The 12,369-nt window shown below is 61.0% G+C and carries 11 protein-coding genes; 5 read left to right on the top strand and 6 right to left on the bottom strand.

Annotation, left to right across the window (positions count from 1 at the left end; translation table 11 throughout):
- Positions 1-92: 92 nt before the first annotated feature.
- Both IB245_RS05565 and orn read right to left on the bottom strand, forming a co-directional pair.
- Positions 93-704 (bottom strand): trimeric intracellular cation channel family protein, encoded by a 612-nt coding sequence (locus IB245_RS05565; RefSeq protein WP_008035291.1) that lies wholly within the window; start codon positions 702-704, stop codon positions 93-95.
- Between the two features lie 179 nt (positions 705-883).
- Positions 884-1,426: an oligoribonuclease gene (orn, locus tag IB245_RS05560; protein ID WP_192226920.1), complete on the bottom strand. Its 543-nt coding sequence runs from the start codon at positions 1,424-1,426 to the stop codon at positions 884-886.
- Between the two features lie 107 nt (positions 1,427-1,533).
- Here orn and rsgA point away from each other — a divergent pair, with 107 nt between their 5' ends.
- Entirely contained in the window at positions 1,534-2,565 is a 1,032-nt protein-coding gene (gene rsgA / locus IB245_RS05555) for a small ribosomal subunit biogenesis GTPase RsgA (protein ID WP_008035286.1), read from the top strand.
- Between the two features lie 53 nt (positions 2,566-2,618).
- Here the strand turns inward: rsgA and IB245_RS05550 are convergent, their stop codons facing one another.
- The 3 genes from IB245_RS05550 to motA all read right to left on the bottom strand — a co-directional run bounded on the left by IB245_RS05550 (position 2,619) and on the right by motA (position 5,520).
- A complete protein-coding gene (locus IB245_RS05550; RefSeq protein ID WP_192226919.1) occupies positions 2,619-2,888 on the bottom strand; it encodes a hypothetical protein in 270 nt (89 codons plus the stop codon).
- A gap of 757 nt (positions 2,889-3,645) precedes the next feature.
- Positions 3,646-4,665 (bottom strand): flagellar motor protein MotB, encoded by a 1,020-nt coding sequence (gene motB, locus IB245_RS05545; protein WP_192226918.1) that lies wholly within the window; start codon positions 4,663-4,665, stop codon positions 3,646-3,648.
- 3 nt (positions 4,666-4,668) lie between these two features.
- On the bottom strand, positions 4,669-5,520 hold the full coding sequence (gene motA / locus IB245_RS05540; RefSeq protein WP_008027935.1) for a flagellar motor stator protein MotA: 852 nt from the start codon (positions 5,518-5,520) through the stop codon (positions 4,669-4,671).
- 166 nt (positions 5,521-5,686) lie between these two features.
- On the opposite strand from motA, the gene IB245_RS05535 reads away from it, so the two are divergent.
- The 4 genes from IB245_RS05535 (at position 5,687) to IB245_RS05520 (ending at position 10,969) form a co-directional block, all read left to right on the top strand.
- Positions 5,687-7,225, top strand: coding sequence for an HDOD domain-containing protein (locus tag IB245_RS05535; protein ID WP_192226917.1), 1,539 nt, complete (start codon positions 5,687-5,689; stop codon positions 7,223-7,225).
- A gap of 39 nt (positions 7,226-7,264) precedes the next feature.
- On the top strand, positions 7,265-8,080 hold the full coding sequence (locus IB245_RS05530) for a rhodanese-like domain-containing protein (RefSeq protein ID WP_008040417.1): 816 nt from the start codon (positions 7,265-7,267) through the stop codon (positions 8,078-8,080).
- 18 nt (positions 8,081-8,098) lie between these two features.
- Positions 8,099-8,959, top strand: a complete 861-nt coding sequence (gene asd / locus IB245_RS05525; RefSeq protein WP_008040415.1) for an archaetidylserine decarboxylase — start codon at positions 8,099-8,101, stop codon at positions 8,957-8,959.
- 222 nt (positions 8,960-9,181) lie between these two features.
- On the top strand, positions 9,182-10,969 hold the full coding sequence (locus IB245_RS05520; RefSeq protein ID WP_192226916.1) for a molecular chaperone: 1,788 nt from the start codon (positions 9,182-9,184) through the stop codon (positions 10,967-10,969).
- Positions 10,970-11,089: 120 nt separating this feature from the next.
- Here the strand turns inward: IB245_RS05520 and serB are convergent, their stop codons facing one another.
- Positions 11,090-12,304 carry a phosphoserine phosphatase SerB gene (gene serB, locus IB245_RS05515; protein WP_008027919.1) on the bottom strand — a complete coding sequence of 405 codons (1,215 nt, stop codon included), beginning with the start codon at positions 12,302-12,304 and terminating at the stop codon, positions 11,090-11,092.
- Between the last annotated feature and the right edge of the window lie 65 nt (positions 12,305-12,369).

The following is a 12,369-nucleotide window of genomic DNA, read 5'->3' as shown; positions in this document are numbered from 1 at the left end:
GCTTATTTAATTACTCGCCTGACAAACGCTACATATATACCGCAGCTTTATAGATCACTCGTGCCGTTCTTGACGAACGTAAGCATTGCCGCTCATTGCTCGTCGTTATAAACGAACTTCGGCATTTCCCAGTGAAAACGAATCGCCAACAACCGCAGCAAGAAGCCACCAAACAGGGTGATGAGAATGGCCTGTTCACCGGGCAGTTGCAGATAGATGCACAGCATGTAGCACCACGCCGCCGCGAAGGAGACGCTGGCGTAGAGTTCGCGGCGGAAGATCAGCGGGATGTCGTTACAGAAAATGTCGCGCAGGATGCCGCCGAACACCCCGGTGATCACGCCGCTGACCGAGGCCACCAGCATGCCGTGGCCCATTTCCAGCGCGGTCATGCAGCCGATCAGGGTGAACGCCACCAGCCCCACGGCGTCGAGCACCAGAAACAGTGAGCGCAGGTGGCGCATCCAGCGAGCCGTGAAAACAGTGACCATGGCCGCAACCGAGGTCAGCACCAGATATTCCGGGTGTTTGACCCAGGTCAGCGGGTAGTGACCGAGCAGCACGTCGCGCACCGAACCGCCGCCCAACGCCGTGATGCAGGCGATCAGCACCACGCCAAACCAGTCCATGCCGCGACGGCCGGCAGACAGTGCGCCGGTCATGGCTTCGGCGGTGATGGCGATCAGGTAAAGCATCAGCAACATGGTGGCGGTCCTTGCAGGAAGGCGCGCAGTCTAGCCATTTAGGTGCAGCACCAAAAGGGGGCGATCACGGAGATAGGCCGCATTGCTCCCTTCGCGGGCAAGCCTCGCTCCTACGGGCACAACGCGCCCCTGTAGGAGCGAGGCTTGCCCGCGAAGGCGCCGGAACAGGCACCGCCTGATCAGAATTTGATGAAATGCTTGCGGTAGTGCTGCAGCTCGGCGATGGATTCGCGGATGTCGTCCAGCGCCAGGTGGGTGCTACCCTTTTTGAAGCTGTCGCGCACGTCCGGCGCCCAGCGTGCGGCCAACTCTTTCAGAGTCGAGACGTCGAGGTTGCGGTAGTGGAAGAAGCTTTCCAGGGATTTCATGTGCGTATAAAGGAAGCGGCGATCCTGGCAAATGCTGTTGCCACAGATCGGCGACTTGCCCTTCGGCACCCACTTCTCCAGGAAAGCGATGGTCTCGGCTTCCGCTTCGGCCATGCTGATGCGGCTGTCGCGCACGCGCTGGGTCAGTCCCGAGCCGCCGTGTTGACGGGTGTTCCACTCGTCCATGCCGGCGAGGATTTTATCGCTGTGGTGAATCGCGATCACCGGGCCTTCGGCCAAGGTGTTCAGATCACTGTCGGTGACGATGGTGGCCATCTCGATGATGACGTCGGTATCAGGGTTCAGACCGGTCATTTCCAGGTCGATCCAGATCAGATTCTGCGGGTTTTGCATGTGTCGGCTCCTAGGCAATGCTGCGCAGTTTAGCCTAGGGAGGTGGCCGGGCGTGCTAAACTCGCGGCCGTTTTACCTAATCGCTGCATTCTTGATACGGAACACCCATGGCCAAACGCCAACTCAATCGTCGTCAAAACTGGCGCATCGAAAAGATTCAGGGCGAACGCGCTGCCCGCGCCGCCAAACGCGAGTCCTCGGCTGTCGAGGCACTTGAGGGTGGCGACCTGGGTCCGGAACAGACCGGCCTGGTGATCGCGCACTTCGGTGTGCAGGTCGAAGTCGAAGCCCTCGATGGCGATTTGGCCGGCCAGGTGTTCCGCTGCCACTTGCGCGCCAACCTGCCGGCGCTGGTGACCGGCGATCAGGTGGTCTGGCGTGCCGGCAACCAGGGCATCGGGGTGATCGTGGCGCAACTGCCGCGCAAAACCGAACTCTGCCGCCCGGACAGTCGTGGCCAGCTCAAGCCGGTGGCCGCCAACGTCGACATGATCGTCATCGTCTTCGCGCCGCTGCCCGAGCCTCACGCCAATTTGATCGACCGCTATCTGGTCGCTGCGGAGCACGCCGGCATCCGGCCGTTGCTGCTGCTGAACAAATTCGACCTGATCGACGAGCAGAACGCCCCGGCGCTGAATGCCTTGCTCGCGGTTTACCGCACGCTGGGTTATCCGGTACTGGAAGTGTCGGCGCACCACGGCAATGGCATGGAGCAACTTCAGGAACAACTGGACGGACGCATCAGCGTATTCGTCGGCCAGTCCGGCGTCGGCAAGTCGTCGCTGGTCAACAGCCTGCTGCCGGAAGTCGAAACCCGCGTCGGCCCGTTGTCCGAGCTGTCCGGCCAGGGCACTCACACCACCACGACCGCGCGGCTGTTCCACTTCCCCGGTGGCGGTGAGTTGATCGACTCCCCGGGTATCCGCGAATTCGGCCTGGGCCACGTCAGCCGCTCCGACGTCGAAGCCGGTTTCATCGAGTTCAACGACCTGATCGGCACCTGCCGCTTCCGCGACTGCAAGCACGACCGCGAACCGGGTTGTGCCTTGCTCAAGGCACTGGAAGAGGGCCGCGTGCAGCAGCAACGGATGAACAGCTATCGCTCGATTATTGCGAGTTTGCCGGAGAGCAGTTACTAAGCCGACTCCCGCAGACAAAAAAAAGCCGCGATCATTTCGCGGCTTTTTCGTTTTCAGCGTGCGGCTTTTTCCAGCGTCCAGCCCAGCACATCCAAGGCATCACAGCCGTCCTGGATCAACATGTGTGCGGCGTTGGCGAAATGCTCCAGGTCGTGACCTTCGGCTTCTTTGACACACAGGCAAGTGACGCTGTTGAGCAGATTACGTGCGGCTTTGAGTCGGTGGACGGCAGTTTCGAGGAGATCTGTAGCGCGGGCTTCGGTGTCGATGTATAGCGTCGGGCCGACGCTGAAGTTGCCTTGGAGCGGGTGGTACTTAGCCATGGTCAAAAACTCCAGATACGTTCGAGAGGTTTCATCTGTATTCGACTGGCTAAGATCGGTCGCCACATTGGCAGCAACGGTGGAACCATAGACAGATGCTTGCACGACTGAGAACCCCGGTACGAAATTTCAGATCGTTCCTACAACTACCAAGCAAACGCAAATTCCTCAAAAGCACCGGCATGGCACGACGCAATACCCGTAGGAGCCGGCTTGTCTGCGGGCGGCGTTCCGACGATGGACTCAAGCGCGCTGCATTGAACCAGACAGCACGCGTTATCGTTGACGACCATCGCCAGCAAGCCGGCTCCTACAGGAGGGATGCGTATAACCTGGCAATCAGGTCGGCTTTCAGGCCGCCTCGCTTTTGCTTTGGCGGTGCACGCCCCCTCGAGAGGCCGAGTGGAGGTTCTGCGCAGTGGGCACCGCGGCAAGGATGCCGCGGTAGCCGCCCCCGGCCATGGATGGCCGATGGCGGCGGGCCCACGGAGCAGGACCGGAGCGAGGGCATGCCGAGCCACAGCGAGGCACCGAACGAAAGGGGCAAGAGCGCTTGGTTACTTGGCGCTTTTCCAAGTGACTCGCTGTAAAAGCGAAACCATAGGCGGCCGTTACCGCAGGAATGGATATGTACACACCAAAAAACCCACGCCAGCCAGGCCGCCATCGCCAGCAAGCTGGCTCCTACAAGGGACCTCACACGGCCTTCAAACCCGTGAAATAAAAAAGCCGACATCGCTGTCGGCTTTTTTGTGGGTCACTGCTTCGGCGGTTCGGCCGGTTTCGGTGCCGGGTCATCGAACAGATTCAAACGCTCGCGAAGCTCATGCGCCGGCAACGGTTCTTTATCCGCCGGCAATGCATTCGGATCGGCCGGCACTTCACCCGGACCACCCTGCCCTTGCGTCGGCTCCGGAGTCGGCTCCGCTCCTTGCGAACCTTCGATGGCACGCTGGGCTTTTTTGGTCAGCACAATGATGTCGATGCGGCGGTTGACCGGGTTGAGCGGGTTCTCGCGATCGAACAATGCCGACGAGGCATAACCGACCACGCGTGCGATCTGCTGCTCAGGATAACTGCCCGCCACCAGCGCACGACGTGCAGCGTTGGCACGGTTGGCTGAAAGCTCCCAGTTGCCGAAATCACCCTGGCCACTGTACGGCTTGGCGTCGGTGTGGCCGCTGATGCTGATCTTGTTCGGCACCGCTTTGATGGTGTCGGCCATGGCCAGCAGGATGTCTTCGAAGTACGGTTTCAGGCGCGCACTGCCGGAGTCGAACATCGGGCGGTTTTCGGCGTCCACGATCTGGATGCGCAAACCATCCGGCGTGATCTCGAACAGAATCTGGTCCTTGAATTTCTTCAGTTGCGGATTCTCTTCGACCTTGTTCTGCAGTTCTTGCAGCAACAGTTCGAGGCGTTCCTTCTCCACCATCTCGGCCATGCCTTCGACCTGCTCGGCGTCGACAGTCACCTTGTCCGGCTGCGGCTGGGATTTCACCTCGGGGTTGAGGGTGTTTTCCGGCGCCAGGGTCGGCGTGCCGCCCAGATCGATGATGTACGGCGTACCGCTTTCGGAAAAGCCGATCGGGTCTTTGAAGTAACCGGCGATGGCGAGCTTCTGTTCCGGTGTCGCGGTGGACAACAGCCACAACACCAGGAAGAACGCCATCATTGCCGTCGCGAAGTCGGCGAAGGCGATTTTCCAGGCGCCCCCGTGATGCCCGCCGGCGATGCGCTTGACGCGCTTGATAATAATCGGCTGATTATTTTCCATGACTTAGCGACCGCGAACCGCTTGTTCCAGCTCAGCGAAGCTAGGACGGTGCGCCGGGTACAGAACCTTGCGTCCGAACTCTACCGCCAGCGATGGCGGCATGCCGGAAGCCGAAGCCACCAGCGAGGCCTTGATGGCTTCGTAGACGTTCAGCTCTTCCTTGGCATCGTGGGCCAGGGAGTGGGCCAGCGGACCGAAGAAACCGTACGCCGCGAGAATACCGAAGAAGGTACCGACCAGTGCCGCACCCACGTGCAGACCGATGGATTTCTGGTCGCCTTCGCCCAGGGACGCCATGGTCACCACGATACCCAATACCGCCGCGACGATACCGAAGCCGGGCATGGCGTCGGCAATGCCGTTCACCGCGTGGGACGGGTGTTCGAGGTCTTCCTTGAGGTTGTAGAGTTCCATGTCGAACAGGCCTTCCAGCTCATGGGGAGCCATGTTGCCGGACGACATGATGCGCAGGTAATCGCAGATGAACGCGGTCATGCGCTCGTCTTTGAGCACTGACGGGTACTTGGCGAAGATCGGGCTCGCGGCGGCATCTTCGATGTCGCCTTCGATGGCCATCATGCCTTCGCGGCGACTCTTGTTGAGGATCTCGTAGATCAGCCCCAACACTTCAAGATAGTAGCCGTGATTGAAACGCGATCCGAACATGCTCAAGGACTTCTTGAGCACGTGCAGGGTCATGTAACCGGGGTTGGCCTGGAGGAATGCACCAAGGGCCGCGCCACCGATGATCATCACCTCGAAGGGTTGAATCAGGGCGGCAATCTTGCCGTGGGAAAGCACGTATCCGCCGAGCACGCTCGCGAATACGACGATGATGCCGATTATTTTAGCCATAGGTAGGAGAGCACTTACTGAGTCGGGTTCAAGGTCATATTCGGAAGTTAAAAAATCTCTTCTTCTACTTATCGGCAAAACTGCGCCAGACTATAGCCAGTTCAGGCGAAAAGCCAATTTGGCCCACTTCGGGCATAGGTAATGCAGACGATGATCGCGTCCAACCATGGCTAACGAAACGAACGTTCCAACTCCAAAACCAAACACTCTCCAAGGCTGGGTAAAGCTTCTGGACGGCGTGCACCTGCCCGTTCCGCAAGGCAGTCATGACCGGGTCTGCAAGGCCATCGGCGACAACCGCAGCTCGTTGCGCGATATCGCCGAGCTGATGCAGGACAGCCCCGCCCTGGCCTTGAGCGTGATTCGCGAAGCCAACCGGCACACCCACGGCAGCATGACCGAACCTGCGGAAAACCTTGAGGTGGCGATCAATCGCCTCGGTTTGAAGCGCACCGAAGAACTGCTCGCACGGCTGCCCGCGATGCCGGAATCGGACATTCCCGTGGCCCTGCGCCAGTTGCAGATGATCAGCCAGCACGCGACGCAACAGGCCAACGGCTTTTTCGCCGCTCGCCTGGCGCGGCTGTGGCAGGACATCCACTGGGGCAGCCTGCTGTTTTTATCGCCGCTGTGGCCATTGGCGTTGACCCATCCGCAATTGCTCGAAGAATGGGAGCTGCGGGTCATCCATAAGGGCGAGTCCGCACGTAAAGTCGAGAAACAATTATTCGGCGTACGCCTGCTGGAAATCGGTCAGGCACTGGTGGAAATCTGGCACCTGCCGAACTGGGTGCAGCAGGGTTACAAGCTGTTACTCAATGAGCAACGGGAACTGGTGAAAGTCCTGCGCATCGCGCGCGACAGCGATCATCCATTGCGCCAGCAGAACCGTCTCGATGACGATCCGACGTTACGCCGCTGGCTCAATCAGCCGGCCAACACGGTGTTGCTGGCCAACGGTCTGGCGCTGTCGGCACAGCACGCCTGGGACTGTCCGCACAGTGAACGCTGGCAGTACCTGACCAGCCTTTACCTGCAAATGCCGATGGACGAAGTGCAGCAGCAACTTCACCAGCAGGCCGCCAACAGTGCGCGCCAGCACACCATGCCAGACCTCTGGCACCCCGCCGTCGCGCTGCTCTGGCCGCAGGGCATGAACCGTGTGCACGCCGGTTTGCTGCCAGCCCCGGCGCCGACCGCCGAGGACCTGGCCAAGTGGCGCAAACAATGCGCCGAGCTGCTGGTGGAGCCGAGTCGTTTCACTAATGCCATGCACTTGACCAACTCGGCCCGCGACGCACTGGTTGCATGTGGCATGCGCCGGGTGATGATCCTGATGGCCGACCGCACGCACGCCAATCTGCGCGTGCACCAGATTGCCGGGTTGCCGAAAGAAACGGCCGGCCTGAATTTCGTTGTCAGCCAAAGCACCGTGCTGCAACGCCTGCTCTCGCAGCAAGCCCAGGTACGCCTGACCCCGGCCAACAACGCACAATTTTCGGCACTGCTGCCGGCCAGCCTGCGCTCGCAGTTCGGTGGCGAACACCTGCTGTTGCGCTCGCTGGTCAACAACGGCCGCGTGATCATGATCGTGGTGGCGGACCAGGGCGGCGGGCCGTTCTCCGAAATTACCGTGCAAGCCTTTGGCAAAACCGCGCAGTGCATCGAGAAAGCCCTGCACACCTTTAGCCATCGCGGCCAATGACCCGCTACAATCCTCCCCTTTGTGCTCTGGAGACCTCACATGTCTGACTTCTCTGGCTTGCCGCTGGTGATCGAACCGAGCGACTTGCTCTCTCGCCTCGACGCCCGCGATCTGATTCTGGTGGACCTGACCAGCAGCGCCCGCTATGCCGAAGGGCATATTCCCGGCGCGCGCTTCGTCGATCCGAAACGCACGCAACTCGGCCAGCCACCGGCGCCGGGCCTGATGCCGCCGCAAGCGGCTCTCGAAGCGTTGTTCGGCGAGCTGGGCCACAACCCCGATGCGGTCTACGTCGTGTATGACGACGAAGGCGGCGGTTGGGCCGGGCGTTTTATCTGGTTGCTGGATGTCATCGGCCACCACAAGTATCACTATGTCGACGGCGGTCTGACGGCATGGCTGGCGGAAGGCTCGCCGATGTCGATCCAGATCCCGCCCGCGGTCGGCGGCCCGGTTGCGTTGACCCTGCACGACGAACCCACCGCCACCCGCGAATACCTGCAAAGCCGTCTCGGCGCCGCCGACCTGGCGATCTGGGATGCGCGCGGGCCGCTGGAATACTCCGGCGAGAAAGTCCTGGCGGCCAAGGGCGGACACATTCCCGGCGCGGTCAATTTCGAATGGACCGCGGGCATGGACCGGACGCGCAACCTGCGCATCCGCACGGACATGCCGCAGATCCTCGAACAACTCGGGATCAGCAAAGACAAAGAAGTGATTACCCACTGCCAGACTCACCACCGTTCTGGCTTCACCTATCTGGTGGCCAAGTCCCTCGGTTATCCGCGGGTCAAAGGCTACGCCGGCTCCTGGGGCGAATGGGGTAACCATCCCGATACGCCTGTAGAGATTTAAGGTTTTTAAGGACAGTTAATGAATAAGCGTTTGTTTATCCTCAGCCAATACCTGCTGCCCCACCACTTGCTCTCGCGACTGGCTGGCTGCATCGCCGAATGCCGTGTGCGCTGGTTCAAGAATGCGTTCACCGCGTGGTTCGCCAAGCGTTATCAGGTGGACATGTCCCAGGCCCTGGTCGAAGACCTGACCGCCTACGAGCATTTCAACGCGTTCTTCACTCGCGCCTTGAAAGACGGCGCTCGTCCGCTGGACGAAACACCGGGCGCCATCCTCAGCCCGGCCGACGGCGCCGTCAGCCAGCTTGGACCGATCGAGCACGGTCGCGTGTTCCAGGCCAAGGGCCACAGCTTCAGCGTGCTGGAACTGCTGGGCGGTGACGCGGCCAACGCCGCGCCGTTCATGGGCGGTGATTTCGCGACGATTTACCTGTCGCCGAAGGACTACCACCGCGTGCACATGCCGCTGGCCGGCACCCTGCGCGAGATGGTCTACATTCCGGGGCGGATTTTCTCGGTCAACCAGACCACTGCGGAAAACGTTCCGGAGCTGTTCGCCCGCAACGAGCGTGTGGCGTGCATTTTCGACACCGAGCGCGGGCCGATGGCCGTGGTACTGGTGGGCGCGATGATCGTGGCGTCGATCGAAACCGTGTGGGCGGGTCTGGTAACTCCACCGAAACGCGAGCTGAAAACCTTCCGCTACGACGAAGCTGCCCGTGCACCGATCCACCTGGAGAAAGGTGCGGAACTGGGTCGTTTCAAACTGGGTTCGACGGCTGTTGTGCTGTTCGGCCCGGATCAGGTGCAGTGGGCTGAAGAACTGGCGGCCGGTTCGCCGGTGCAGATGGGCCAGGGCATGGGCCTGCCGAAAGCCTGATCCAACGCCGCTTTACTGTAGGAGCAGCCGGTCGACGCTCGATTGCTCGCGAAGGTCGTCAATGACAACCGGGATCTGTCTGATGATCCGCGGCGTCCTCCGGCTCTTCGCGAGCAAGCTTCGCTCCTACAGTGAACAGGCATTGCAATGCGCGCGCCCTAGTCATAGCTGCTAAAGTCTGGTCATTCACTGCCCATTTCCCGGTTGGAGTTTGTCCACCGCATGAATGAGACCAGTCCCCACCTTCTGCTGCGCGCCCCTGTCCCCGCACAGTTGCGCCTGTCGTTCTGCGAAGCCACCCCGCGCGACCTCAAGCGCTGGATCGCCAACCTGCCCAAAGCCAACATCGGCGAAACCGCTCGCCAGCTCTATCAGGGCTTGAGCGAACTGAACCAGTTACTGACACCCAGCGACAATCGCCTGCAATTGCTCGAACTGCTAAGGCCCGAGGTGTATTACGTCTGCAAGCACCTGGAGCGGCATTTCCTGCACCAGTCGATTGCCCTCGACGAGCGTTCAAGCAAGATCGCCAACCTCTGCCAGGCGCTGCAAAGCCACTTGGCGATCGGCTACAAACAGATCGTCGTGCGCATCACGCCGCGCTTCAGCAAGGACCGTACGCCACTGCTGGCCCAGGCGTTGCAACGGGCGATGCATTGCCTCAACGGGTCACTGATCCGCGCCACCCAACTCTATTGCCCGGTGCCGGAAGGCGTGTGGCTGGAGCTGCACCAGCTGTATCGAATCGCCTGTAGCCTTCGGCTGCAGCATCTGAACTTGCGCGATGAATTGGCGAGCCAGACGCAAAACCTGAGCATCGAACAGACGTACGTGGTCGCCCTGCTAGTGGGCGCCGCACGTTGCAATCAACTGCGCCAGAACCAGATCGCGCGGCTCGCCGAAGTGCTGGAGCCGTGGAGCAAACTGATCAAGCTGCAACCGGAAACACCGGCCGATGGGTTGTTTGCCATCGCCCCGGAACTCGACATCGGGCCGCGTTACCGCTCGAAATTCCGGCCCGGGCAACAAGAGCGTTTGCTGGGGTTCGATCCGCAGCCGCTGGTAACAGCCATCGACGCCCATTTGGAAAAAAACGACGGCGAGTCGCCACTTCCGGTGCCGGCGGGCCTGAGCCTGGATACGCTGCAACACCTGAGTGCCGCGTGGGGGCAGGCGGTCGAGCGCAGTTTCCAGCGCACCGCCAGTCAAGGCACCTTGACCTTGTGCGTGGGCATGAGCGCGCTGCACTTCTATCTGGGCGGGCAGCGCCCGTTCAGCGAAATCCTGAAAAACCCCGGCGCCCGCCGTGCGCAGTTCACGGCGATATCGCCCGCGCTCCGGGAAAAGGACCAATGGAGCCATGCCTTCGACGCAGCGCCCCACGGCACCGCCGACACGTTGCTGCCCTACGAAGAAATCGAATACCGGCAGCTGCAGAATGACGACAGTCACGAAGCCAGCGACAGCAATCGCCACTTTCCGACGTACGTCCTGCCCGTGATCAATCACAGCCCGGGCGGTTATTGCCTGGCCTGGCCTGACGCTGTGCCTGCCGAGCTACAGGCTGGCGAGATGGTCGGCATCGAGGACACGGCGGGCGCAGGCTGGAGCATTGCGGTGGTGCGCTGGATTCGCCAGGTTCGCGGCGGCGGAACGCAGATGGGTATCGAGCAAGTCGCGCCATACGCCGAACCTTGCGGCCTGCAACTGGTGCGCACCCGGGACGACCACAGTCACTACCTGCGCGGCCTGTTACTGCCGGCCATCAGCGCGATAGATTTACCGGCCACCCTGCTCGCTCCACGCCTGCCGTTCCAGGAAGGCCACAAAGTACTGATCAATACCAACGGCGAGGAGCGCCGGGCCGGACTGGATCGGCGGGTGTCGAGCACCAACAGCTTCAATCAGTTTGCGTATCGGTCGCTGGAGATCGCCAGAAACGACAACGCCGCGGGGAGCGGCGTGGTTGGTGTCGAGGAAGAGTTTGATTCGTTGTGGCAGACGCTTTGAGGGCCCGACGTTAAATCGGCGGTGACGCCTTCGCGGGCAAGCCTCGCTCCTACAGGGGTACGCAATTACCTGTAGGAGCGAGGCTTGCCCGCGAAGAGGCCCTATCAGTCAATACAAGACTCAGAGCTGCCCATCACGATCCCGAAAGCCCAGCAGATACAGCACGCCATCCAGCCCCAACGTGGAGATCGCCTGCTTCGCCGACTGTTTGACCAACGGCTTGGCGCGGAATGCCACGCCCAGCCCGGCAATCGCCAGCATCGGCAAATCGTTGGCGCCGTCGCCGACCGCAATGGTCTGCTCCAGACGCAAGCCTTCCTTGTGCGCCAGCTCCTTCAGCAGATCCGCCTTGCGCTGCGCATCGACAATCGGCTCGACCGCCACGCCAGTGACCTTGCCATCGACCACTTCCAGCTCGTTGGCGAACACGTAGTCGATGCCCAGCTTGGCCTGCAATTGCTTGGCGAAGTAGGTGAAGCCGCCCGACAGAATCGCGGTCTTGTAGCCCAGACGCTTGAGTTCGGCGAACAGTGTTTCGGCGCCTTCGGTCAGGCGCAGCGAGGCACCGATCGAATCCAGCACGCTGACATCCAGCCCTTTGAGCAACGCCAGGCGTTCCTTGAAGCTGGCACGGAAATCCAGCTCGCCGGCCATCGCCCGCTCGGTAATCTCCGAAACCTGATCGCCCACACCGGCCGCCTTGGCCAGTTCGTCGATAACTTCGGCCTCGATCAGCGTCGAGTCCATGTCAAACACCGCCAGACGACGGTTGCGGCGGAACAGCGAATCTTCCTGGAAGGCGATGTCGACGTTCAATTCCTGGGCGACGCTGAGGAATTCCGCTCGCAGCGCTTGCGGATCCGCCGCTTCGCCACGCACGGAAAACTCGATGCAGCCCTTGCCTTTATCGGCCGGGGTATCCAGCGGCATGCGCCCGGACAGGCGATCGATGTGGTCGATGTTCAGGCCATATTTGGCGGTGATCGAACTCACGGCCTGCAATTGCCCGGCAGTCACTTTGCGGGTCAATAGCGTCACGATGTGGCGTTTTTTGCCCTGATTGCCGACCCATTGCTGGTAATCCTCTTCGGACACCGGCGTGAAACGCACCTGTTGGTCAAGCTCATAGCCCTTGAACAGGATGTCCTTGAGCACCGACTTGCCTTGCTCGGTGTCAGGAATTTCAACCAGGATGCCGAACGACAAGGTGTCGTGGATCACCGCCTGACCAATGTCGAGAATGTTCACACCACCCTGGGCCAGAACGCCGGTAATGGCCGCGGTCAGACCCGGACGGTCCTCACCAGTGATGTTTATCAGGACGATTTCGCGCAAGGCGCACCCCCGCAGGTGGAAAAAAACCGCATTCTACCCACTTTCAGTGACCATCGGGCACCGTG

Source organism: Pseudomonas sp. PDM02 (genome assembly GCF_014852285.1).
Classification (GTDB): domain Bacteria; phylum Pseudomonadota; class Gammaproteobacteria; order Pseudomonadales; family Pseudomonadaceae; genus Aquipseudomonas; species Aquipseudomonas migulae.
Note: the sequence above shows the minus strand (reverse complement) of the source record. Positions and strands in the feature narration are given on the sequence as shown.